The organism is Leptolyngbya sp. GGD (assembly GCF_026735145.1).
Taxonomy (GTDB): Bacteria; Cyanobacteriota; Cyanobacteriia; order Leptolyngbyales; family Leptolyngbyaceae; genus Leptolyngbya; species Leptolyngbya boryana.
In genome coordinates this window covers 1-24324 of the sequence record NZ_JAPQKE010000010.1, presented here as the reverse complement: position 1 = coordinate 24324, position 24324 = coordinate 1, and the positions used below count along the sequence as shown (strand labels likewise).

The window sequence follows — 24324 nt, the reverse complement described above, 5'->3', positions numbered from 1 at the left end:
CCATGACTTTAGAGGCAAGACTGCAATCATCGCTAGGATTGCCTCTATTTCTTAAAAATATTCTGATTGCTTATTTAAGCTTGTTGTTACATAGAGGCTCACTGATGCGAACTTGGAATACAACTCGCCCTTATTTATTAGCAGCCCCTCAAACGCTGGTATTGCTGGCATTTCTGGTGTTGCCGATCGCGGCGATCGTGATTGTTAGTTTTTGGGAGTTCAACGGCTATGCCATGACTCCGGCTTTTACGTTAAGTAACTATCTCAGCATTTTCTCAAGTACGACGATCGCAACTTATCTGAACACATTTAAGTTTGCGGCATTGGTTTGGGCGATTTGTCTGCTGATTTGCTATCCCGTTGCTTATTTTCTGTCATTTCACATTAAAAGCACCAAATGGCAAACAATTTGGTTTTTGGTGTGTACAGTTCCGTTTCTCACCTCGAACATTATTCGGATGATTTCGTGGATTCCTTTCCTTGGAAGAGAAGGATTGGTCAACAAGTCTCTTCTTGCCTTACATGTGATTGATCAACCGCTTGAAAAGCTTCTGTTCTCAGACTTCTCAGTCGTACTAGCAATGGTACATCTCTATGCTCTGTTTATGGTTGCGCCTGTGTTTAATAGCATGATGCGAATTGATCGATCGCTCGTTGCTGCGGCAGAAGATTTAGGCGCGTCGCCGTTTCAAATTCAGAAAGAAATTATTTTGCCGTTGAGTGCGCCGGGAATTGCGATCGGGACAATTTTCATCGTCACCTTGGTGATGGGAGAATTTGCAACCGTGCGATTGATGGGAGGTGGACAGGTTGCATCGGTTGGGAATCTGATCAAAAACCAGATTGGAAGTTTGCAATATCCATTAGCAGCAGCGAATGCAGTCGTATTGCTAATCGTGACTCTGATGCTCGTCTTTGCCATTCTGCGCGTTGTCGATATTCGTAAGGAGCTTTAGTGATGCAAACTGCTAAAAAATCATTCTCATACTATCTTCTGGCTGGATTTTTTGGACTATTTGTGTTGTTCCTTTATGGTCCAATGTTCGCCGTCTTTATCCTCTCGCTTCAAGGTCCTGAAGGCTCACTCACCTTCCCCATGAAAGGGTTTAGCTTTTATTGGTTAGGACAAGTGTTTCAGCAACAACGAGTCGGAAACTTTGTTGACGCATTTTGGCGATCGCTCTTTTTGGGCTTGCTCGTTTCAATCATCACGGTCACGATTAGTGTGATGTCGGGACTGGCATTTCGCGATCGCTTCAAAGGCTCAACGGCACTGTTTTATTTAGCAATCTCTAGCTTAATTGTTCCGAGCATTCTCATCTCACTCGGAATTGGCATTGTCTTTAGCTTGCTAGATTTAAGTAACGACTGGTACACCTCTGCATTAGGGGGACATCTCACTTGGAGTTTACCGTTTGCTTTCTTGATTATGTTAGGAATCTTTGGGCGATTTAACCCAGCTTACGAAGAAGCGGCGCGTGATCTGGGTGCAAGTGAGATGACTACTTTTTGGCAAGTTGTTTTCCCGTTGATTGCTTCAAGCGTGATCGGGGTTGGACTCCTTGGATTTACTCTGTCCTATGATGAATTTACTCGAACTTCGCTGATCTCTGGAGAAACGAATACGCTCCCGCTCGAAATCTTTGGGATGACCACAAATGTGACCTCCCCGGCACTCTATGCGCTAGGAACACTCACTACATTGTTCTCGTTTGGGCTGATTGCGATCTCGATTTTTGCAATTCAATTGCTCAGCGATCGACAAACCAAGCCAAAGCAATAAACCGACCTGTGCTTCCAAATCAAATCCCAATAGCAGGCGAGTCCGTGTCAGGCGGACTTTGCTTTTAAAGAACTCATTTGAGTTCTTCTTGAGAAGTAAACCTACCAGAGCAAAATGCTAAATCTTCTTAAATGAGCGGATGATTTGATCAAATGCCGTTTGGTAAGCTGAATCATTATTGCTGTCGCCTATTTTAGCCAATGTGATCAGAGTAATCTCACGATCTGCCGATCGAAAGGCAATATGCTCATGTTCATACAGCCCACTCGACTGAAAAGCAATTCCTGATCGTCCTGCGATCGTCGTCGGTTTGAATTGTTTCGGGGCTGAGAATCGATTGTTTTGCGCTACCCAATTTTGCAAGTCTAGCTGTTTTGGATTCTGATAAACTGCGACTTGGACATTTGCAGGGTATTCTGTTCCACCTTCATAAGCACCCGCTTTGAGTTTTTGATACTGTTGCTGAGTCCAGATTTCAATTGTCGCGATCGTCAATTCTTCAGTGGGTGGAACTTTGGTTTGTGGGTCAACAACAAAATTCTTTTCAGGATAGCGAAACTCGAATCCTAACCGATCGTTGCGATAAACACCTGCTGAAGCAACCTGTGCAGCAGGTGTCGGAGAGTTTTCAGGAGAGTTTTCAATTGTGGGTGATTTTGTTTCGCAAGCGATTGTTGTTCCGGCGATTAAACTCAATACAACTGAGCTTAGTATCCATTTTTGAAACGGGTAACAGCGTGTCATAGCTTCTTGCATCAAATAGAGGAATTAAAACTTCAATGTGAAAGCACAGGATTCCAAAAGCTTCGATAAAATCAAAATTAGAGTCGGCTAAATGAAATCACAAAGTCAAAAGTACCGCAATCGTTGAGTCAGTGTTGCATCGTCTGTTGACCCTAAAACACCCCAAGCGAGAAACAATAAAGGAGACGACTTCGCTTGCATCGCGATCGTGGTTATCTTCCAACCCTAGTTCTCGGAGAAACTGATGTCACTTCCATTAATTCTGCAACCTGGAGAAGGGCGCTCTGTCCAAATTCGCACTAGCACCTGTACATTTAAAGCGACTGGGCAAGAAACGCATGGGCATTTTGGACTGTTCGAGTTTGTGATGGAAGCGGGAGCGAATGGAGCCAGTCCGCATATTCACAAAGAACTGACTGAGATGTTTTACGTTGTGGAAGGTGAAGTCGAACTGCTTGTAGGTGAACGTCATATCATTGCTGAACCCAAAGCTTTTATCCTCGTCCCTGAAAATACACCGCATGGATTCGCTAACGTGGGGCAGACTCAGGCAACGCTATTAATCTTGTTTTGTCCTGCTGATTCTCGTGAACAATATTTTGAGGGTTTGGCAGAATTAACCAAAGATGGACGACAACCCAGCCAAGAAGAACTTCTAGAATTGATGCAGCGATTTGATCAATATCCGGTTCTGCAGTCTGAATAGCGATGAGCGTCAACAACAAAAGGTACAGCATAACTACGGCTATGTTAGTAATGTCTGCGTGAGTCAGGGTCTAACTGTTGTTTCAGGAATCACTCCCATTTGCTAGAGCTATGACATGATAGAACTGGTGTCAGTTGTAGGATACGAAAGTGGAATCTTTGTCAGAAACCATTAATCTAGATGCCTATTTCCAGCGAATCGGTTATGGAGGCAGCGCATCTCCCACGCTTGAGACATTGCAGGCGATTCACTTGCATCATGCAACAACGATCGCATTTGAGAACCTGACTCCCTTGCTCAAGCAACCTGTTCTTTTAGATCTCAAATCCTTAGAGAAAAAGCTGATTCACGATCGACGGGGTGGCTATTGTTTTGAGCAGAACTTATTGCTGCGATCGGTGCTGATTGCTCTGGGCTTTCAGGTGAAGAACTTAGCAGCACGAGTGCTATGGAATCTTCCAGAAGGCACAATCATGCCCCGCAGTCATATGCTGCTGCACGTCGAAATTGACGGCAAGCCCTATCTAGCAGATGTGGGGTTTGGTGGCATCACTCAGACTGCTCCACTGTCACTCACACCAGACATTGAGCAAAAAACGCCACACGAGCCATTTCGGGTCATTGCTACTGAGCAGACTTACATCCTGCAAGCCAAGTTGAATGGCGAGTGGAAACCATTGTATCGATTTGATTTACAAGAACAATACTTGTCAGATTACGAAGTGAGCAACTGGTATGTTTCCACTCATCCAAACTCGCGGTTTGTTACAGGTTTAATGGCAGCTCGCCCTGATACTCACTGTCGCTATGGCTTGCTGAACAATCAACTCACAACTCATTATCTCAACGGGCAAACCGAGCGGCGGGTCTTGAAAGATGTGACCGAGTTTCATCATGTGCTAGAAGATTTATTTCGCTTGCAGCTACCGATGACTTCGGATCTCGATCGCGTCTTGCAGCAGTTAATGACATCCGGTTAGGTGAAATCATTCATCGGATGTACATCCGTGTCAGTCGTCGATCGCCTCAATCCCAAGTTGCTTCAGTCGCTCAAGATTGTCTTTCATGGTCTTGAGCGCTTCGGGAGAGCGCCCCTGCCAATCTGTAACCTCGCCCGTCACCCGCAGTGGCTCCCGTGAGCGGTATGACTTTGTGGGATTCCCTGGGTATTTCTTGTCCGTCAGATTGGGATCATCCATAATTGAGCCAGTTGGTTCCACGATGTAAATTCTACCGGGCGCTTCGCCAACTGCCAGTTCTGCTCCCCAAATGGCTGCATCTAGAGTGGCAGTCAAGTAAACGTAGCTCGCCTTCTTCCTCTGACCGTAGTTTGAGTTGTAGCCCGGTTCGATTAGGTCTCCCGGCTTCAGGTTAGCTCGTGTGCCATGATAGAACTGCTGCGGAATCATATCGTCGGTAGCTGTCATCGGCTCGCTCCTCATACGGATAGGTGAGTTCCATCTCACATCTTAATTGCCCTCTATTTTTTGCTGCTTCTATAAAACTCATCCGGGATCTTAAGCATTCTGATGCGAGTGATCTGAAAGTTAACTTCCCTCCTCTACATCAGATAATGAAAGGAAATTAAACCTTCTTTCGTTTTTCATCATGGTTGATCTGACACTCTGGGGTACGTCCCTGACTTCCACTGCTCAACGGCTTCTCTTACTTGGCTCTGGCGAACTGGGCAAAGAAGTTGCTATTGAAGCGATGCGTCTGGGCTTGGAAATCATTGCAGTTGATAGCTATGCGAATGCACCTGCAATGCAGGTCGCCCATCGATCGCATGTGATCAATATGCTGGATGGAGCACAAGTGCGGCAAATTGTGGAGCAGGAAAAACCGGGACTGATTGTGCCGGAAGTCGAAGCGATCGCGACGGCTACCCTGGTTGAACTGGAACAGGAAGGCTGGAAAGTCATTCCCACCGCAAAGGCAACTCAGCTGACGATGAATCGAGAGGGAATTCGACGGCTCGCTGCCGAAGAGTTAGGACTGAAAACCTCACCCTACCGTTTTGCTGAGACAGAAGCGGAATATCAGCAAGCGATCGCAGAGGTGGGATTCCCCTGTGTCGTCAAACCTGTCATGAGTTCCTCTGGAAAAGGTCAGAGTACCGTTCGTACTGAGGCAGACGTAAACCCTGCCTGGGAATATGCCCAAGCCGGGGGACGCACCAAAGGCGGGCGCGTGATTATTGAAGGATTTATCTCCTTTGACACTGAGATTACTTTACTAACAGTTCGCTCTGCTTCGGGGACACACTTTTGTCCACCCATTGGACATATTCAAGTCAGTGGCGATTATCGAGAATCCTGGCAACCCTGCGCTCTGCATCCCCAGACGCTAGAACGGTGCCAAGAGATTGCGGAAAAGATTACGACAGCGCTTGGAGGATGGGGTCTCTTTGGCGTTGAACTGTTTATCCAAGGAGCTAGCGACACCGAGCAAACGGTTTACTTCAGTGAAGTGAGTCCTCGTCCTCACGATACTGGAATGGTGACATTGATTAGTCAGAATATGTCTGAATTTGAGTTGCATGTGCGGGCAATCACGGGGCTTCCGATCGATGAAATTACCCTCATCCAACCCGGAGCCTCGGCTGTGATTCTCGCCGATGTGGCAGGCGACAATCCTCGATTTACGGGAATCAGTGAAGCATTGCAGATCCCGACGAGTAAAGTTCGTCTGTTTGGCAAGCCTCGGGCTTATCGGAATCGTCGGATGGGAGTTGCTTTGGCGCTCGGCAATACGGTGGAGCAAGCTAGAGAGCGAGCAAAATCAAGCGCGGCGGCTGTTACTGTTTTGGTCGATGATGGCGAATCAATGAGTTCGAGATGAACGCAGACAGAAATTCGATACCCTCAAGGTCTACTCGATAATTTCACAGCCAGCGAGTCGTCAGATTTCTGATGTGATAGTGCTGGCTTCCACTAGGTCAGGAGCAATTCTGGCGAGTTTTAACCAGGGATGCGATCACATTCACTAATCGCTCTGGCTCTATCGGTTTGGCAAGATGTTGTTGGAATCCGGCATTGAATGCCTGGTGTTGATTGAATTCTCCAGCATAAGCAGTCAGTGCGATCGCGGGCAGGTTAGCTTGTTTTGCGATCGCACGATTGCTTCCAGGGTGTTCTGCTGACAAAGATTCGCGTTGCACAGCCTCCAAGCGTCGGATCTGGCGCATCAACATATAGCCATCCATCTCCGGCATCCCAATATCACTAATGAGTAAATCTGGCTTCCATTGTTCCAGAATCGTTAACGCTGCCATTCCGGAGGCAGCAACTTTAACCTCTATGCCATAGGCTTCCAAAATCGTCTCCATCAAGTTGCACATATCCGCTTCGTCATCGACGACCAGAATCTTCAAATCGCGTAGGTCAGCCGTTGAGGTCGTGGGCGGTGGCTCTGAGGCGGTTTCGCAAGGCAGCGTTTGCAACGGCAAGCGAATCGTGAACGTAGCTCCCTGTCCGTCTCCAGCACTTTCTGCGCTGACTGTTCCGCCATGCTGTTCGGTTAAATGTTGCACAAGCGCGAGTCCTAATCCCAGACCGCCAAATTTTCGGGTCGTCGCTCCATCCTCCTGCCGAAAATAGTCGAACACATAAGGGAGAAAATCGGGGCTGATACCCTTGCCCGTATCCTGCACTTGAATTTGAGCAAACCCATCGCGGCGATCGAGGCGTACTTCAATCCGTCCATCCTGCGGCGTAAACTTGACTGCATTGGTCAAAAGATTCCAAACGATTTGCTGAAGCCGAGCCGCATCTCCGGCAACAATATTTTCATGACTTCCATCGTCATCGAGAGTGGCGTGAATTTGAATATTTTTCGCTTCTGCAGCGAGGCGAACGGTTTCGATCGCTGCCTTGATCGTCGTTGCCAAATTCACAGAACTAACATTGACCAACATCTTGCCTTGTAAAATTCGCGAGACATCAAGCAAATCTTCAATGAGTTGGGCTTGCAGCTTGGCATTACGTTCGATCGTGGCGAGTGCCTGAGCCGCTTTTTCTGGGCTAAATTTCTGGCTTTGCAGCAGTTTTGTCCAACCGAGAATCGGATTAAGCGGCGATCGCAGTTCGTGAGACAAAACCGCTAAAAATTCATCTTTGATGCGGTTGGCTCGTTCAGCTTCTCCACGGGCAGCTTGTTCCTGCCGGAGCAGTAAGTCTCGCTCCGCTTCGATTTGCACTCGTTTACTTACATCCAGAGACACTCCAATCATTCGTTCTGCTTGTCCCTGCGCATTGAAATAGGTGCGCCCTCGGCTGTGCAACCAGCGCACCGTTTGATCAGGGGCAATCACTCGATACTCACACTGGAACATTCCTTCCTGCTGCGCGTCTCCAATCGCTTGTGCCACAGGGGCACGATCGTCGGGATGGACTGCAGTAAGGAAATCATCCACAGTGCCAATTTGTGTGCCCCAAACTTCCTCAGAATTCTCGGAACAAACTACTCGATTTGCAAGCAAATCCCAATCCCAAACCACCATTCGTGCAGCATTGAGCGCGAGGCGCAACCGCTCCTCCGCAGTCTGTAAATCTTGTTCTGCGTGCTTACGATCGGTAATATCATTCAATATCCCAACCAAACGAAGGGGCATACCATCGGCTGCAAACTCGACTTGCCCATTAGCCTCGATCCAACGCCACTGACCATTATCGTGCCGACAGATGCGGTAAACTGCCTGATAGGCACTGCCCTGCACCATGCTTTCCGTTAACTTCAATTCAAGCGACTCTCGATCATCGGGATGAACGGCAGTGTTGATTAACTCCGTTTTGCTGAGTGCGCCATCGGCTAAAGTTCGCCCGAAAATCTCGTACATTCGGGAGTTTTCCCAAACGGCTTGATCAGTTTGGATGTTCCATTCAAACACCCCTAAGTTTGCTGCCTTGGTTGCCAAGTCAAGCCGTTGTTTTCGTTCGCGCAATGTGACTTCCACCCGACTGCGTTCCGCTTCACGCTCTTTGGCATCGGTCATGTCGGTATGGATTCCTAGCATCCGCAACGGCTGCCCCTGATCGTCCCACGCGACGATCTTACCGATCGATAAAATCCATTTCCAATCGCCCGATTTCGTGCGTTGTCTGAACTCCACCCGATAGAGATTCCGCTTGTTCGCAATGTAATCTTCATAAGCCTGAGCGGTGACAGCGAGATCATCGGGATGTAAGCGATCGCGCCATTTGGCATTGGTTTCTTGAAATTCATCTAGCTCATATCCGAGCATCCGCGCATATTCTGCATTGACGATCGCTTCACCGGTTTGCACGTTCAGATCATACAATCCCTGATTGGCAGCAGTTAACGCCAAGCGTAAGCGCTCCTCACTCTCCCGCAGGTCAATTTCTGCTTGCTTGCGTTGGGTAATATCACCAAACGAAATGGCAACCCCATCTCTTAATTTCACCGTCATATTGCGAAACCATCCGGTGATACCGTCAGCTACATAAGACAGTTCGATATCATGGGGTTCGCCTGTTTCCACCACACGCACATAACGTTCAAACAATTCGCTGTTGATTTGATTGCCGGGAAGCACTTCTAGGAGTCGTTGACCAATCAAGTCTTCGACAGGGTGCTGGAGAATTTCGGCAGCTTTGGGGTTGGCGTAAGTCCAAATAAAATCGATGATCCTCCCGGTTTCATCCCGTACACTATCGAGCAGCGTAAAGGCATCTAGCGAGAGTTCTTGACTGATGCGGAACCGTTCTTCACTCCGTCGTAAAGCCTCCTCATCCCGCTTGCGTTCGGTGATATCAAACAAGACTCCAATCGATCGAATTGCTGTTCCATCTGAGTTGTAAACAAAACTACCGAGTCCAGATACCCAAGCAATCTGCTGAGTATCTGCTCGGATCATGCGACACTCGGCGCAGTAGTTTCGATGCTCTTGGCGAGACTGTTGCCATTCCAACGCCACCAGTTCGCGATCGTCTGGATGAATTCGGTCATACCACATCTTTTCGGACGCTTCGCCTGTCGGGGTTGGTTCATACCCCAGCATCAGGAAATGTCGGTCTGACCATAGGGCTTTTCCGGTGATCAGATCCACATCCCAGGTGCCCATTTGTGCGCCTTCCATCGCCAAGCGTAGCCTTTCCTCACTTTGGCGCAATGCGGCTTCTGCCTGCTGGCGTTCTGCTTCGTTGCGTTTTGCTTCGCTGCGATCCAGCACAAAGCCGATGACAGTTCGATCGTCACGCAGCACCGAGCCGAGCAAAATCGGCACCCGCGACCCATCTTTGCGAATGTATTCTTTTTCAAACGGTTTACAAAACCCAACCGTGCGAAGTTCATGCTGCGATCGCTGACTCACCTGCTGATATTCTGGCGGGGTCATCGTATCCCACCGGATTCTTCCAGCGAGGAGATCTTCTCGGGTATAGCCGATCATTTTCAAAAAGGCATCGTTGGCATCGGTCATCGAACCCTGAAAATTGGCTGAAAAGATGCCGATAATATTCGACTTCGTAATGTGAGTCCATTGAGATTCACTATTGCGCCAAGCTTTGAAGTTAGCCTTAGCTCGACGGTTTGCATTCAGGCGAGATTCATTCAAGTAACTGATCAAAATTGACGCGATTGCAAATACGCCAGACTGAACCACCGTTTTAAGATCGATAGCACTGAACGAATGGTAGGGTTCTAGAAAAAAATAGTTGAGAAAAATCGTGGACAATAGCGTTGCAAACAAGCCAGGTCCAAAGCCTCCAAACCAGGAACTGATCATGACTGCCAGGTAAAATAGTGCAGTCGGTGTGTTTTGCAATAGGGAGGCGAAGGACAAGGTCATGCCTAAAGCAACTGCAATGACCAGCAGCGCAAGACCGTAGTGCCTGACTCGAGTTGTTTCTTGCTCTAAACCGCTTTGGAAAAACTGCCGTAGTGTGGTTAAGTTTATTGCTCTACGCAACTTTAAAAGCGCTGCCCGAGTTGCCATCGTCTTTCTCCTCCTTTAGGAGGAAGAATATGACACTCATAGATAGAGATAAACCTGACTAAAGGAGGATTTTGCAATTCGGACGTGTGATCGTTGTCCCTTCAAGATGAAAATAGATAAGAAGTGAATTCTCTAGGGCGAACTGTCTGAGTTACGAATTATGCCTCATGTCTTACTGGTTGATGATGAAGCACCCTTACGGGATAGCCTAAGCTACGCTTTGCAGAAGGAAGGCTATCACGTCACAACCGCAGCGGACGGTGCTGCTGCCTTAAAACTCTTTCATAAGCAAGTACCAGATGTAATTTTACTGGATTTGATGCTGCCAGAGGTGGGAGGTATGGAAGTGTGTTGGCGCATTCGAGCGTTTTCTGATGTTCCCATCGTCATGCTGACAGCAAAAGATCAAGATCTCGACAAAACCTGGGGACTCGAAGCCGGAGCCGATGATTACATCACCAAGCCGTTTAACACACGGGAATTGCTAGCGCGGATTCGGGCAGTGTTGTTGCGGCGGCATTCAGCAGGTGAAGGATCAGCGATCGTAGAGTAAGGGCAATGCGGCTTAAACCATTGAGTTCAATCAAGTGGAATTCCTTACACACAAAGCTCTTGGTCACTTACTGGTTGCTCACAGTGCTAGGAACGTCACTGATGGCAGGGTTTCTGCTGCAATCGCTGTCTCGCTACTTTATCCAGATGCGACAAACCGATTTAGAAAATTGGACGACTGCGATTAGCGAGAGTGTTGCAGATGAGTTAGAACAGCAGAATATTGCGCGAGTTCAAGAGTTCATGCAACGCTACGGGAAGCCCGAAACTATAACGCTGCGCGTTTTGAGTCCACAAGGGCAGCTCCTCGCATCTTCTGCCCAGACAGACCGTCACATTACAAACTGGCTGGCGGTTCCGGGGGTGCAAGAAGCTTTGCAAAATCGGACAGTGCAGGGAACAGCGAAAGGGATATTCTCAGGCGACGATCGCTTGTATGTTGCACGCCCGATTTGGCGTAATGGGCAGTTTCTCGGCGTGCTGCGAATGTCAGTGACGCTAGAACAATTCCAACAGCAGTTTTCATTTTTATGGTGGACAGTCATTGGGACACTCTTGCTGACCATGATTCTGTGTGCGGTGATTAGCGATCGCTTAGCTAGAAGTGTTTCTATCCCCATACAAACGATGCGAAATTTTGCCATTCGTTTAGGCAGCGGTCACTTTGGTGACAAGTTAAGCATTCGTCAAAGTAATGAGCTAGATGAACTCGCGAACGAACTCAATCGTATGAGTGAACGGTTAGCGTCATTGGATCAAGAGCGGCGTACTTTTCTCGCAAATGTTTCACATGAACTGCGTACCCCCATTAGCAATATTCAAGTGACAGTAGAAGCCCTGCAAAATGGAGCCGTCGAAGAACCGAATTTGCGCGATCGCTTTTTTCAAACCATTGAAGATGAAACACGGCGATTAGCCCGCTTGATTCATGACCTCCTCGATTTGGGGCGATTAGAAGCGGGGGCAACGGTGCTAGAGCAGCAGCGAATTGACCTGAGGCAGTTAATCGATCGGGCAGTTCGAGCGGTAGAAACGCGAATGCAGATGCACCACATGTCGTTTCATCTCAATATTGCAAGGGTTTCCCTCGTTGGTGATCCAGAGCGACTTTTGCAAGCTTTGCTGAATATTTTGGATAACGCTATCAAATATTTCAAAGAACATTCTCAAGTTTCTATCACGGGGACACGTGACGGTCAGCACATCATCATTATCATTCAAGATCAAGGTCCTGGCATTGAGCAAACTGCATTGCCCCGAATTTTTGAGCAGTTTTACACGGGTGATCCGTCGCGAAAAGGTAGTAGTACAGGATTAGGGCTTGCGATCGCACAACGCATTATCCAAGCCCATGAGGGCACGATCACGGCAAGTAGTACGATTGGGCAGGGAACTAAATTCACAATTTGTTTGCCTGTTCGATCCATGAAGTAATGCCGAATGTAGGAGGCATAGAAATGCCTCCCAAAAACAATAGAACTAGCGTTGAAGCCAAACTCGAAGTACCGAGAGAAGTTGATCAGTTTCGACAGGTTTCGTGATGTAGTCTGATGCTCCGGCTTCCATACATTTTTCTCGATCGCCTCGCATTGCTTTTGCAGTCAGTGTAATGATCGGTAAGTTGAGGAACTGGTGGTCTTGTCGAATTGCTCGTGTTGTTTCATAGCCATCCATTTCTGGCATCATCACATCCATCAACACTAAATCAATATCTGGATGTTCTTGCAGCATCGTAATGCCTTCTCGACCATTTCCGGCATAGAGAATTTCCATCTGATACCGCTCTAGAACACTCGTCAACGCAAAGATATTCCGCATATCGTCATCGACGATGAGAATTTTTTTGCCTGCCAGGGTTCTATCCTCTTGCTGCGATCGCTCTAGCATCTGTCGCTGCATTTCTGGTAAATTCGCCTGCACCCGATGCAGAAACAAAGCAGTTTCATCCAGCAAGCGTTCTGGCGATCGCACATCTTTGAGAATGATAGTGTCTGAAATGCGTCGCAGTTCTCGTTCTTCTTGAGCAGTCAGATCCTTTCCGGTGTAGATGATAATGGGTAAATGGATGAGGCTCGGTTCTTGCTTGACTTGCTCTAGGAAGGCAAATCCATCCATATCAGGCAATCCTAGATCGAGTACAAGACAATCAAAGCGTTGCGACCGCAGCATTTCTAGCGCTTCTGTCCCAGTTCCTACAGCCGTACTGACGACATCAGTATTGCCGATCAACTCGACAATGCTTTGACGCTGCACGTCATCATCTTCCACAACCAGTAAAGTTTTCACGGGACGCTCGACAAATTCTTTGATACTTGACAGAGCATCGCGCAGAGATTCACTGTTCACAGGCTTTTGCAGGTAAGCGATCGCACCCTGTCGTAAACTCCGCTGTAAGCCTTCCTCGACGGACATGATGTGAACGGGAATATGGCGAGTAGCATTGTGATGCTTCAGCCGATCTAACACCATCCAACCATCCAGAATAGGCAGGCGAATATCGAGCATGATTGCCGTCGGTTTAAACTGCTGTGCGAGTTCTAGACCAACATTGCCGCGCGTTGCAACGATGCCTTTGAAGCCTTGCTGCCGTGCTACATCGAGTAAAATGCGAGCAAAATTCACATCGTCTTCGATCATCAGCAGGGTCAAGTCTCCAGGCTGAATGCTGTCTCGGTCATCTTCGATCGTTTGCTCAAGCACTGTAATTGCTGGTTCTGGCGGATTACTGGTCGAGGTTGGAGCTTCAGAGGCGGATTGCATTGCCGCAGACCGAACTATCGGAGATGGGGACGCAGCGATCGCTGATGCAGATCTAGAGGAATCCCAACGTCCGCTATCATTTTGGGGGAGATAGAGCGTAAAAGTGCTGCCTCGCCCAAGTTCGCTTTGTAATCGAATTTCGCCTCCTAACAATCGAGCAATTTCTCGACTGATCGATAAGCCTAAGCCTGTCCCGCCGTACTTGCGACTGGTCGTCCCGTCTGCCTGCTGAAAGGCTTCAAAAATCACCTGTTGTTTGTCCGGTGCAATACCAATTCCAGTGTCAGAAACGGCAAACGCAATCACACGATCGGCACGATTCAGGATGTTTTGATCAAAACTCCATCCCCCAGTTTCAAGACTGACTCTAAGGCTCACTTGACCTTGTTCAGTAAACTTGAACGCATTCGAGAGCAAGTTTTTCAGCACTTGCTGTAACCGTTTCGCATCGGTGTACAAACTGCGCGGCAACTGTGAATCAAAGTGCATTTGGAAATCAAGTTTGCGATCTTGGGCAACTTGCCGGAAGGTGCGATCGAGATGATTTCGCAGGTCAGTAAATGCCATCGGTTCTGGATCGAGCGACATTGTTCCCGATTCGATTTTCGCGAGATCGAGAATGTCATTGATCAATCCGAGCAAGTCATTTCCAGAAGAATAGATGGTGCGAGCATACTCGATCTGCTTATCCGTGAGGTTGTTCTCCGTGTTGTCGGCAAAGAGACGAGCCAGGATTAATAAACTATTGAGCGGCGTTCGCAACTCGTGGGACATATTCGCCAGAAACTCAGACTTGTATTTAGAACTCAAGGCAAGTTGTTCGGCTTTTTCTTCTAGCGATCGACGCGCATGTTCAATCTCTTGGTTTTTGCGTTCTACTTCCCGGTTTTGCACGGCTAATAGTTCAGCTTTTTCCTGGAGTTCTTCATTGGTTTGTTGGAGTTGCTCTTGTTGGTTTTTCAGGAGTTCTTCAGAAGCTTTCAGCGATTGTGCTTGTTGTTCTAATCGTTGATTGGTTTCTGTGAGTTCTTTCTGTTGACTTTGGAGTTCTTCTGCCAAAGATTGCGACTGTTTGAGGAGTTCTTCGGTGCGCATACTCGCCGCGATCGTATTGAGGACGATCGCAATACTTTCGGTCAACTGATCGAAGAAAGTTAAGTGAATATCGCTAAACCGAGAGAATGAAGCAAGTTCGATCACCGCTGTTACCTGTCCTTCAAATAACACAGGTAGTGCAACTGCATTTAACGGAGCCGCTTCGCCCAATCCCGAACTAATGGTGATGTATTCAGGCGGTACTTCAGTCAGCAAAATGCGCTCTTTCTCTAACGCACATTGTCCGATCAGCCCTTCTCCGAGTTGGAAACGGTTTCCTAAGTGCTTGCGCTCTCGATAAGCATAGGTGCTGAGGAGCTTGAGATAAGATGCACGATTTTCGCTCGCTTCCATCAAATAGAAGACTCCGTGCTGTGCCGATACTAAGGGAGCCAATTCTGACAAAATCAGTTTGGAGACGGTTTCTAAATCGCGCTGACCTTGTAGCATTCGCGTGAACTTCGCCAAGTTGGTTTTGAGCCAGTCTTGTTCGGTGTTCTTTTGCGTCGTTTCGCGCAAGTTGGCAATCATCTGGTTGATGTTGTCTTTGAGAACCGCGACTTCTCCTTTGGCTTCAACAGAAATCGATCGCGTTAAATCTCCCTTCGTGACCGCCGTTGCAACTTCAGCGATCGCTCTTACTTGCGTTGTTAGATTCGCTGCAAGTTCATTCACGTTGTCGGTTAAATCGCGCCACGTTCCTGATGCCCCCGGAACTTTCGCTTGTCCTCCCAGTTTGCCTTCACTTCCAACTTCTCGCGCAACGGTAGTCACTTGTTCTGCAAACGTTGCCAACGTATCAATCATTTCGTTGATCGTGTCAGCTAACGTTTCGATTTCACCTTTGGCATCGAGCATTAACTTCAGTTTCAAGTTTCCGTTCGCAACCGCAGTTACCACTCGTGCAATACCTCGCACTTGTGCTGTGAGATTGCTTGCCATCGAATTAACGTTATCAGTGAGATCCTTCCAGGTTCCAGCGACTCCAACGACTTGCGCTTGACCGCCTAACTTCCCTTCAGTTCCTACTTCTCGCGCCACCCGCGTCACTTCAGAAGCAAAGGAACTCAATTGATCGACCATTGTATTGATGGTGTTTTTCAGATCGAGAATTTCTCCTTTGACATCAACGGTGATCTTTTTAGAGAGATTGCCATTCGCGATCGCAGTTGCGACTTCTGCAATGTTCCGTACCTGTGCTGTGAGATTGCCTGCCATCAAATTAACGTTATCGGTCAAATCTTTCCAGGTTCCACCCACACCTCTGACATAGGCTTGCACACCTAACTTTCCTTCGGTTCCGACTTCGCGGGCAACTCGTGTGACTTCGGAAGCGAATGAATTGAGTTGATCCACCATCGTATTGATCGTGTTTTTCAACTCTAAAATCTCGCCTTTGACATCGACCGTAATTTTCTTCGACAAGTCGCCATTTGCAACCGCCGTTGTCACTTCAGCAATGTTTCTCACCTGTGCGGTTAAGCTTCCCGCCATAAAGTTCACGCTGTCGGTCAAATCTTTCCAAGTTCCAGCAACACCCTTGACTTCTGCTTGTACTCCAAGTTTTCCTTCGGAACCTACTTCACGAGCGACTCGCGTCACTTCGGAAGCAAAAGAATTGAGTTGATCCACCATTGTATTAACAGTGTTTTTCAACTCTAGAATTTCACCTTTGACATCGACGGTAATTTTTTTCGATAGATCGCCATTTGCGACTGCCGTTGTCACGGCTGCAATGTTTCTCACTTGTGCAGTTAAACTTCCTGCCATGAAGTTCACACTATCAGTGAGGTCTTTCCATGTCCCTGCAACTCCTCGAACATCGGCTTGTACTCCGAGTTTTCCTTCGGAACCTACTTCTCGTGCGACTCGCGTCACTTCGGAAGCAAATGAACTGAGTTGATCCACCATTGTGTTGATCGTGTTCTTCAGTTCAAGAATTTCACCTTTGACATCGACGGTAATTTTCTTCGATAGATCGCCATTCGCAACGGCCGTAGTAACTTCGGCAATATTTCTGACTTGTGCCGTCAAATTACCTGCCATGAAGTTCACACTGTCGGTGAGATCCTTCCAGGTTCCGGCAACGCCACGCACTTGCGCTTGTACTCCTAACTTACCTTCAGTTCCGACTTCTCGCGCGACTCGTGTCACTTCAGAAGCAAAAGAATTAAGCTGATCCACCATGATGTTGATGGTGTTCTTCAGCTCTAAAATCTCGCCTTTGACATCGACGGTAATTTTCTTCGAGAGATCCCCATTTGCCACTGCTGTGGTTACTTCGGCAATGTTCCGCACTTGTGCAGTTAAGCTTCCCGCCATAAAGTTCACGCTGTCCGTGAGATCTTTCCACGTACCTGCAACGCCTTTGACCTGTGCTTGACCGCCAAGCTTTCCTTCTGCTCCTACTTCTCGTGCTACCCGTGTTACTTCCGAAGCAAAAGAATTAAGCTGATCCACCATTGTGTTAACAGTGTTTTTTAACTCCAGAATTTCACCTTTGACATCGACGGTAATTTTCTTCGAGAGATCCCCATTTGCCACGGCTGTGGTCACTTCGGCAATGTTCCGCACCTGTGCGGTCAGATTGCCTGCCATCGAGTTGACGCTATCAGTCAAATCTTTCCACGTCCCTGCAACCCCTCGAACATCTGCTTGCACCCCAAGTTTGCCTTCGGTTCCCACTTCCCGCGCCACTCGCGTTACTTCTGACGCAAAGGAATTGAGTTGATCGACCATTGTATTGATCGTGTTTTTCAACTCTAGAATTTCACCTTTGACATCGACGGTAATTTTCTTCGAGAGATCCCCATTTGCCACTGCTGTGGTTACTTCGGCAATGTTCCGCACTTGTGCTGTGAGATTGCCCGCCATCGAGTTGACGCTATCGGTCAAATCTTTCCATGTACCCGCAACTCCAGGCACATCTGCCTGCACGCCCAACATGCCTTCGGTTCCGACTTCCCGCGCCACTCGCGTCACTTCTGACGCAAAGGAATTGAGCTGATCGACCATTGTATTGACGATTTGAGCGGATTGCAGAAATTCTCCTTGTAGAGGTCTGCCATCAATTTCAGTCGCGATCGTTTGGGTTAGATTTCCGGTTGCGACTGCCCGAATTACCCGCGTCGTCTCGGTCATGGGCTGCACTAAGTCGGTAATCAGCGTATTCACAGAGCCGATTGATGCCTTCCAAGCTCCCCGTGCATTGTCGATCGTCGCTCGTTCACTAATTTTTCCTTCTTTGCCAACCACAGTGCTGATGTGTTCTAGCTCGGTTGCCATTTGCTCATTCATCTCGATGATGTCATTGAGCGTATCGGCAATTTTTCCTGCAATTCCAGTTTGATCGATCGGCATTCGGACAGAGAAATTGCCCCTTTTTACTTCAATCAGTGTTCTGAGAAGCTGCTGAAGATCAAGATTATCTGATTCGCTGGTGAGAGGTGCGGTTGTCATAGCAAAGTGAACGGGTAGTTTAAGCCAAAGTCAGAATTTTCTCTGCTTCAATCCAATACCAGAGACATATTCGGACTCATTATCCGTCTTCTATATCTATGAATGGCTTCTACCAATGGAGGTAATCTTTGCTGCTTTCTATCTTTAGATAGAAGATAATACACAGCTATCAACCTATTTTAACGCGGGCGTAGTATAGTGCTTTGCTTAGCACTCCGCTAAATTCATTACTTGGATTGTAGGTCTTACTCATTTAACTTAGAAAGGAATTCTCTTTTGAAAGGTCAGTCATTTAATCAAGAACCCAGTGCCGAAGATTTCAATCATTTAGTCGAGTCTGTCGTCAAAGCTGTATTGAAAGTAGGTCAGAGCCAAAATCTAGAAGAAGCGATCGTCATTCGCAATGAACTGCGTCGTCTGCCGGATGGACTTCTCACTGAGGTTCTCAATCAGGTGATCCTGCATCTCGTGTCAGTCGATCCGCTCCTATGTCGCTGGTTTATTATTGATGTCTTTCTCCGCGATGCTCCAGCAGAAGGAAGAGCAGATGTAGCAGAACGAATCAATCTCTTATTAGCGGATCTAAGATCAAACGAGTCTTCTGACCCCCAAATCTAATCCTATCCGAAAGGCTTCAGTGATATGTTTCTCATGCTCTAGGCAAATCGATTTACCAATCACTAGAGGAATATAGCAATGGAGCGGCAAGCCCTGACTAAAATCGCCTTGCTTATGCAGACTTAAAAAAGCGAATAATTTCTCGAACATGTTCTAAAAATTGTCCGTCTGCTGTAATTTGCGCGATCGCTTGTCGAGCTTCACGAGAGAGCCGTTCGTGATCGGCTTGATTCGTCGATCGCAACTCTTCTTGAAGCGATGCGAGTCGAGTCAAATCTTGGCGCAGTGCAAGCATTTCTCGCTGTTGAGTCGCTACCCAAGAACTAGGATTCTCGGCATCGAATTGAGTTTCTAACCGCTCAGCTGTACTTTCTAGCGTAATCAGGCGGTTGCGAAGTTCTAGGACATCTTCACGGGGATATTTGAATTGTTCGCGTAGGGTTGCAATCCGAAAAGCAAAGTAGCGATAGGTTTGAATTGCAGGACGTAATCCAGTCAGGAGTAAAGCTGCACCTGAGCCGATATAGCCAACCGGCGTAATTTCCGCGATCGCGAGTGCATACAAAGCCAGTGCAGACAGCCCATGCAGCACAAGTACAACCCAGAGCGAGCGAGATTGTACCTGTCTGAGATAGTTGATTTGTGCGGGATCAACTGAGATATTTGCATCCGTTGAAAATTCTGCTTCTGCGATCGCTTCTCTTGCTGCAAAGTGAATGTTCCAAGGAACCGTGACAATCACCACTAACCAGCCAAAAATAGCAACTCCAATGACCCAATCTAGAAAGCTTCCCGTTGGAATGTTTAGCCATTGTAATCCACCGAAGCAAAGCAAAACGAGTGCCACGATCGAGAAAGCAAAACTTAAATATGCAGACATCGCGAGATACCTTCAAAGCTTGTGGCTTGATTGTGCGAGGTCAAGCTTTGAAAGAGCGAATCACTTATGCCAGTTTTCATTACGCCACAAAATCAAGGATGTGTTGAGCAGTAATTTCTGGTTTTTCAAGGTGGGGAACATGTCCACATTGCTCGATCCAGATCAGCTGACTGTTCGCGATCGCGCTTTCAAATTTTTTTGCATCTTTTGTGCCTAAAATTTGGTCAGAGTCACCCCAGAGAATCAAGGTAGGACAAGCGATTTGAGAGATTTTATTGCTCAAAAAGTTATAGCCGCCGCTCTTGGTAAAAGCAATTAAAGCTTCATTCCAGCGAGAGAGTTTAAGATGCAATGCAGCACAGAGTTCAGCATCTTCCGTGACAAAGCTTGCATCACAATATGCTTTCAAACTGACACTGCGCCGCACATTCGGTTTTCTGAGAAATTCAGTTGCTAGATAGCCGAGCGGAGGAATCAGAAATTTACCGATCGCAGGACCAGCCGCAAAACCTGCACTATCGAGTAAGACCAGTTGTGCAACTGTTTCAGGATAAGTTAGGGCAAAGTCGATAGCAGCAGCGCCTCCCATTGATGCACCGACTAAAACTACAGGACGCGCAATCTTCTCCTTCCAAAAATCATAGAGATGCGTTTTGATGGCTTCTGGGCTGAATGGCGTATTGATTGGGCGATCGGTAAACCCAAATCCGAGTAAATCAACCATCCAAGTGTCATGATGGCTTGCAAGCCGAGGAAGCAATCGCCGAAATTCAAATACTGAACTATCAAAACCGTGGAGTAAGAGAATTGGGATTCCGCCTTCGCCTTGATGCACGTATGCGGTTTCAATCGGTTCCAAGCTGATTGAAGTTGGAATAGGGGCGCGCCGAATTTGGCGGGCTAGCGCGATCGAGGTTTCTTCAGTGAGTTGGGAGACTTCGGAGGGTAAAAAGCTTTCAAACATTGCCGATGCGGGAATTGATTCTATCTAATCGTTTCATATTTTTGCCATTTTCTGCCCGATTCTCGAATCTTAGAGTCTTGTGAGAAATTGTGAGGGCGAGACTTCCAAGGTTTTCAAAACCTCGGAAGTCTATGAGAATCTGTGATCTTCATACCAATCTTCAGCAATGCCTGACCGTGAAGGCTTATCGGTGAAGTTTCTCACGGATGACCTTTTCGATGCCTTGTTCGATCGCTAGCCAAGCAGCGTCTCGATCTGTCCACTGTGTAACGGCTTTTAAGTCAGTGGGGAGGGCTTGAAGATAGTTAAAGGGAATCGCGTCCCAGTTTACTGGACGGATCAAAATCGGAAGTACGATCGCTTCTTTTGCTTCGTGTCGTTTTAGGGCTTGTGCGACTTCGATTTCATAGCAGTAGTCGGAATCAATGAAGTCAGGGCTGATAAGCAGCAGAATGATATCGGCTCTTTCTAAATTTATGTCTAGCTCGTGTTTCCAATCGGCTCCCGGTAAGATTCGTCGATCGTGCCACGGTTGAATTAAGTTATTGCGCTGGAGGAGTTTTAGACGGACTTCTAATTCGTCACGCAGGGCTTCATCTCTGCGAGAGTAGCTATAGAACAATCGGAGGGCTTGATCTCGGAGTCCTGCATCGGGTCTTCTTCTCCGAGTGTCGGTTAGGTCAACGCCATTGAGTAGATCTTGAACTTTTAGGGTGATAGCTTTGCCATTGATGACTTTAGGAAACTCTCTTACGTTTGATTTTTCTAGCACAACTAATTCTTGATAGTCTAAGAGAATTTCTGGATGAGCGGGGACGGGGACTTTTTCTTCGGGTTTGAACTTGAAACTGCTATGGATTCGATCTAAGTCCGATCGAATAATTCCAAGCAGGCGATTTCGACCATTGATCGCACCATTGATATTGATCGTGACAGATCGACATGATCGATCTGCTTTGACAAGTGCCCGATTGCCTTCAAATTCCAGAATGACACCTGTGCGCCAACGGAGGTGAGAGGTGCTCAAGACATGAGTGCGAACAATGAAGCGGGGAAGTAAGCCTTCTGGCAGGATGGGATATTCATAGCGGAAATTGAGACATTCGGCAGGGTGGAAGGCTTCGGCTTCGGGAGGTTGCTGCTTGTCGAGTAGATCGGGGATGAGGTAGCGGTTTTCGTCTTCTTGGAAGCGGAAGCATAGCTCGAACTTTCGCATCAGTTCTAGTAGAAAGTCGTAGCATTCTGGGGGATAGCTTTCTCGATCGAGGGTTTGAGCTAGATTTGTGGTGGTTAATTCGCCCTTGTTTGCGGTGATTTCGGGGGCGTTTAGGAGTTGATAGATGCCACTAGTGACCCAGTGAGGATTGAGGACGTGGGTTCCGCGTAGGCGCAGATCGTCTTTGTAATTGAGTGCGATGCCGAGGTTGTGGAGATGGGTGGCAAGTGAGTCTTGAGCGCTGGCATCCGTTTCGCCGTCTGCTGCACAGATTGATCGATATTCTTCAAATCGGATGTAGTTTTTTGTGATCAGGGTGAGGCAGTTTTTGATTTCAAACCAACTGGTCGGAAAGGCTAAGCGGAGATGTTCTAAGCGATCTGTTTCTCGCTCGATCGCGGTTCGGAGTTGATCAGTGCCAATCTCAGCTTCAAAATCGGTGGCGATGAACTCACAGATGTTGGGGAATTTTTGCTTGAGGGCGCTGCGATTGACATCGAAAGGATGATCTTTGATTTTGTTGAGAACGACGATGACGGGTGAGCTACTGCCAAAGCTTTGAATCAGTTCTAACCAATATTCCGCATCGGAGTCTTCGTGACCTTGGCGACCATTGAGGACGAGGAGATACAGACTGCGTTCTGTGAGAAAGAACTGATGGGTAGAGTGCATGATTTCTTGCCCGCCAAAGTCCCAGACGTTGAGTTTGACTTCTTCGGTGTCGTTGAGTTGTAGATTCCAATGAGTGATTTGAATGCCTTGAGTCTTTTTAGAATCTGGATCGAATTTGTTATGGATGATACGATTGATGAGCGAGGTTTTGCCGACGTTACCGAAGCCTACTAGGATGAGCTTGGCTTCGTTTAGAGGTTGTCGATCGGATAAGGTGCGGAAGTAGTAGTTTAGAATATCTTGCGGCTTGGTAGGAGTAGCATCAGAGTTAAATTCTTGCCATGTAGCACCAAGAATTTCATTTGGTATAGCAAGCTTATTATTATGAAGATATAGTCTTTGTAAGTTAGGAAGGTGCTTCAGGAATTCCGGCAGAGCGATGAGCAGATTGTCACTTAGACTAATTCCTAGAAGCTTGGAGAGGCAAGAAATAAATTTTGGAACAGTTGTCAATTGATTGTTAGAGAGGACAAGCAATTGTAGGTTCACGAGTTGTCCCAATTCGTCGGGAATGGTCGTCAATTGATTATCGGAGAGGTCAAGACCTCTCAGGTTTATAAGTTGTCCCAATTCGGCAGGAACGCTCGTCAATTGATTATTGGAGAGGATAAGTACTTCCAGATTCACAAGTTGTCCTAATTCATCTGGAACAGTTGTTAGCTGAAGATCAGATAAATCTAGTCCGATCTCATTACTCAACAGTGCTTCTTGAATTCGCCGTTTTGCCTCAGAATGCCATTCCTCTGCGGATACAATCTCTTCTGGTGACAACCCTAGAGCCTGTGCGATCGCACTCACACTCGCTTGACTCACTCGCTTTCCTCGTTCTGGTTGCCACAATCGTCTCACCGTATCCACACTAACCCCGGCTCGTTGCGAGATCGCCGCATGGGTCAGATTAAGTTTTGCTTTTGCTGCATTGAGTCGATCGATTCCTTCTGGACTCGCTAAGAAAGTACGAGAGTTGGCTGGCATCGTCTGAATCCTAGTGTTCAGTTATACTTTGCAAAATTTTCTGAGAGTAGAAGAAGCGATTGGGCATATCTCCAGAAAAAGCTTCGTTTTCTACAGCGACCTGATACTACATCTCTGGAAAACGATAAAATTGAACCAACGCTTATTCTGAAAAGTTCTATGGTTCTTGCCACGTCTACCGAAGTTCTCACCCTCGAAGAAACGGCTGCCTACTTGCGCCTGTCACCAGAAGTCGTCGAACGCCAAGCAATACAAGGCAGTCTACCAGGACGGAATATTGAAAATGAGTGGCGATTTCTCAAATCTGCGATCGACGACTGGCTCCGAACACCAAACAGTTACACCGCACTCCTTCAGCAAATTGGTGCACTTGCTCATGATGAAACTCTTGCTGAACTGAGAGATTCGATTTATCGCGATCGAGGTCGTCCAGAAGTTGATGAGAACCCGGACGCTTAAATGTATCTACTGGACACCGATACGCTGACTCACCTATATGCAGGCAATATTAAAGTTGCAGAACGATTTAGAACTGTGGGTGATCCGGATACTGGAACCACGATCGTCACAAAAGCTGAAATGTTGCGCGGAAGAATCGATTACATCCTCAAAGCAACAACAGGAACAGAATTACTCCGCGCTCAAAATCTTTTTTCCGAAACTGAAGCTTTGCTGTCACAAATTCTAGTTGTTCCATTTAATCAGGCAGCAGCAGAACAGTTTGAGCAACTTGTTGCACTCCGTAATCTCAGAAAAATTGGTCGTGCTGATTTACTTATTGCGAGTATTACGCTTGCAAATCAAGCCATATTAGTGACTCGCAACATACGGCATTTTCGTCAATTTCCAGGCTTAAGAATTGAAAATTGGGTAGACTAACCATCCGATAGAGGAGGCAAAACAAAATACCTTCTAATATGGTTCGGTTTGATGAAAAGGAAATCA

The 24324-nt window shown here is 47.2% G+C and carries 17 protein-coding genes; 10 read left to right on the top strand and 7 right to left on the bottom strand.

The genetic code is table 11. The annotated features are described in order from the left end of the window. The first annotated feature begins 2 nt into the window (after positions 1-2). The gene (locus tag OU814_RS27875; protein WP_017288474.1) at positions 3-956 is read left to right on the top strand and encodes an ABC transporter permease; all 954 of its coding nucleotides are present in this window, start codon (positions 3-5) and stop codon (positions 954-956) included. 2 nt (positions 957-958) lie between these two features. Then, entirely contained in the window at positions 959-1783 is an 825-nt protein-coding gene (locus OU814_RS27870) for an ABC transporter permease (RefSeq protein WP_268242848.1), read from the top strand. 117 nt (positions 1784-1900) lie between these two features. Here OU814_RS27870 and OU814_RS27865 read toward each other — a convergent pair whose 3' ends face one another. Continuing rightward, positions 1901-2527 carry a hypothetical protein gene (locus OU814_RS27865; RefSeq protein ID WP_026148670.1) on the bottom strand — a complete coding sequence of 209 codons (627 nt, stop codon included), beginning with the start codon at positions 2525-2527 and terminating at the stop codon, positions 1901-1903. Positions 2528-2771: 244 nt separating this feature from the next. Here OU814_RS27865 and OU814_RS27860 point away from each other — a divergent pair, with 244 nt between their 5' ends. Together OU814_RS27860 and OU814_RS27855 are read left to right on the top strand one after the other, a co-directional pair. After that, positions 2772-3233: a cupin domain-containing protein gene (locus tag OU814_RS27860; protein ID WP_017288471.1), complete on the top strand. Its 462-nt coding sequence runs from the start codon at positions 2772-2774 to the stop codon at positions 3231-3233. 149 nt (positions 3234-3382) lie between these two features. Further along, the gene (locus OU814_RS27855; RefSeq protein WP_268242847.1) at positions 3383-4213 is read left to right on the top strand and encodes an arylamine N-acetyltransferase family protein; all 831 of its coding nucleotides are present in this window, start codon (positions 3383-3385) and stop codon (positions 4211-4213) included. A 30-nt stretch (positions 4214-4243) separates the two neighbouring features. Here the strand turns inward: OU814_RS27855 and arr are convergent, their stop codons facing one another. Then, positions 4244-4660 carry an NAD(+)--rifampin ADP-ribosyltransferase gene (gene arr / locus OU814_RS27850; RefSeq protein WP_268242846.1) on the bottom strand — a complete coding sequence of 139 codons (417 nt, stop codon included), beginning with the start codon at positions 4658-4660 and terminating at the stop codon, positions 4244-4246. 181 nt (positions 4661-4841) lie between these two features. On the opposite strand from arr, the gene purT reads away from it, so the two are divergent. Further along, complete coding sequence (purT, locus tag OU814_RS27845; RefSeq protein ID WP_268242845.1) at positions 4842-6074, top strand: formate-dependent phosphoribosylglycinamide formyltransferase; 1233 nt, start codon at positions 4842-4844, stop codon at positions 6072-6074. A gap of 97 nt (positions 6075-6171) precedes the next feature. Here the strand turns inward: purT and OU814_RS27840 are convergent, their stop codons facing one another. Next, a complete protein-coding gene (locus tag OU814_RS27840) occupies positions 6172-10188 on the bottom strand; it encodes a hybrid sensor histidine kinase/response regulator (protein ID WP_268242844.1) in 4017 nt (1338 codons plus the stop codon). A gap of 160 nt (positions 10189-10348) precedes the next feature. On the opposite strand from OU814_RS27840, the gene OU814_RS27835 reads away from it, so the two are divergent. Together OU814_RS27835 and OU814_RS27830 are read left to right on the top strand one after the other, a co-directional pair. After that, positions 10349-10741 carry a response regulator transcription factor gene (locus OU814_RS27835; RefSeq protein ID WP_017288466.1) on the top strand — a complete coding sequence of 131 codons (393 nt, stop codon included), beginning with the start codon at positions 10349-10351 and terminating at the stop codon, positions 10739-10741. 5 nt (positions 10742-10746) lie between these two features. Further along, positions 10747-12174: a sensor histidine kinase gene (locus OU814_RS27830; RefSeq protein WP_268242843.1), complete on the top strand. Its 1428-nt coding sequence runs from the start codon at positions 10747-10749 to the stop codon at positions 12172-12174. A gap of 45 nt (positions 12175-12219) precedes the next feature. Here the strand turns inward: OU814_RS27830 and OU814_RS27825 are convergent, their stop codons facing one another. After that, positions 12220-18054: a HAMP domain-containing protein gene (locus OU814_RS27825; protein WP_268242842.1), complete on the bottom strand. Its 5835-nt coding sequence runs from the start codon at positions 18052-18054 to the stop codon at positions 12220-12222. A gap of 276 nt (positions 18055-18330) precedes the next feature. On the opposite strand from OU814_RS27825, the gene OU814_RS27820 reads away from it, so the two are divergent. Next, entirely contained in the window at positions 18331-18672 is a 342-nt protein-coding gene (locus OU814_RS27820) for a hypothetical protein (RefSeq protein WP_017288463.1), read from the top strand. A gap of 112 nt (positions 18673-18784) precedes the next feature. On the opposite strand, the gene OU814_RS27815 is transcribed toward OU814_RS27820, so the two are convergent. From OU814_RS27815 to OU814_RS27805, 3 genes are all read right to left on the bottom strand, one after another. Further along, positions 18785-19552: a hypothetical protein gene (locus tag OU814_RS27815; RefSeq protein WP_017288462.1), complete on the bottom strand. Its 768-nt coding sequence runs from the start codon at positions 19550-19552 to the stop codon at positions 18785-18787. A gap of 79 nt (positions 19553-19631) precedes the next feature. Then, on the bottom strand, positions 19632-20516 hold the full coding sequence (locus OU814_RS27810) for an alpha/beta fold hydrolase (protein ID WP_268242841.1): 885 nt from the start codon (positions 20514-20516) through the stop codon (positions 19632-19634). Positions 20517-20700: 184 nt separating this feature from the next. Then, a complete protein-coding gene (locus OU814_RS27805) occupies positions 20701-23379 on the bottom strand; it encodes a COR domain-containing protein (protein ID WP_268242840.1) in 2679 nt (892 codons plus the stop codon). Between the two features lie 159 nt (positions 23380-23538). On the opposite strand from OU814_RS27805, the gene OU814_RS27800 reads away from it, so the two are divergent. Both OU814_RS27800 and OU814_RS27795 read left to right on the top strand, forming a co-directional pair. After that, positions 23539-23838: a helix-turn-helix domain-containing protein gene (locus OU814_RS27800; protein WP_268242839.1), complete on the top strand. Its 300-nt coding sequence runs from the start codon at positions 23539-23541 to the stop codon at positions 23836-23838. Then, a complete protein-coding gene (locus OU814_RS27795; protein WP_268242838.1) occupies positions 23839-24258 on the top strand; it encodes a PIN domain-containing protein in 420 nt (139 codons plus the stop codon). Positions 24259-24324 lie beyond the last annotated feature (66 nt).

Bases quoted from the DNA above. Each gene is read 5' to 3' on its own strand.
- OU814_RS27875 (WP_017288474.1), top strand. From the start codon at position 3: ATGACTTTAGAGGCAAGACTGCAATCATCGCTAGGATTGCCTCTATTT.
- OU814_RS27870 (WP_268242848.1), top strand. From the start codon at position 959: ATGCAAACTGCTAAAAAATCATTCTCATACTATCTTCTGGCTGGATTT.
- OU814_RS27865 (WP_026148670.1), bottom strand. From the start codon at position 2,527: ATGACACGCTGTTACCCGTTTCAAAAATGGATACTAAGCTCAGTTGTA.
- OU814_RS27860 (WP_017288471.1), top strand. From the start codon at position 2,772: ATGTCACTTCCATTAATTCTGCAACCTGGAGAAGGGCGCTCTGTCCAA.
- arr (WP_268242846.1), bottom strand. From the start codon at position 4,660: ATGACAGCTACCGACGATATGATTCCGCAGCAGTTCTATCATGGCACA.
- purT (WP_268242845.1), top strand. From the start codon at position 4,842: ATGGTTGATCTGACACTCTGGGGTACGTCCCTGACTTCCACTGCTCAA.
- OU814_RS27840 (WP_268242844.1), bottom strand. From the start codon at position 10,188: ATGGCAACTCGGGCAGCGCTTTTAAAGTTGCGTAGAGCAATAAACTTA.
- OU814_RS27835 (WP_017288466.1), top strand. From the start codon at position 10,349: ATGCCTCATGTCTTACTGGTTGATGATGAAGCACCCTTACGGGATAGC.
- OU814_RS27830 (WP_268242843.1), top strand. From the start codon at position 10,747: ATGCGGCTTAAACCATTGAGTTCAATCAAGTGGAATTCCTTACACACA.
- OU814_RS27825 (WP_268242842.1), bottom strand. From the start codon at position 18,054: ATGACAACCGCACCTCTCACCAGCGAATCAGATAATCTTGATCTTCAG.
- OU814_RS27815 (WP_017288462.1), bottom strand. From the start codon at position 19,552: ATGTCTGCATATTTAAGTTTTGCTTTCTCGATCGTGGCACTCGTTTTG.
- OU814_RS27810 (WP_268242841.1), bottom strand. From the start codon at position 20,516: ATGTTTGAAAGCTTTTTACCCTCCGAAGTCTCCCAACTCACTGAAGAA.
- OU814_RS27805 (WP_268242840.1), bottom strand. From the start codon at position 23,379: ATGCCAGCCAACTCTCGTACTTTCTTAGCGAGTCCAGAAGGAATCGAT.
- OU814_RS27800 (WP_268242839.1), top strand. From the start codon at position 23,539: ATGGTTCTTGCCACGTCTACCGAAGTTCTCACCCTCGAAGAAACGGCT.
- OU814_RS27795 (WP_268242838.1), top strand. From the start codon at position 23,839: ATGTATCTACTGGACACCGATACGCTGACTCACCTATATGCAGGCAAT.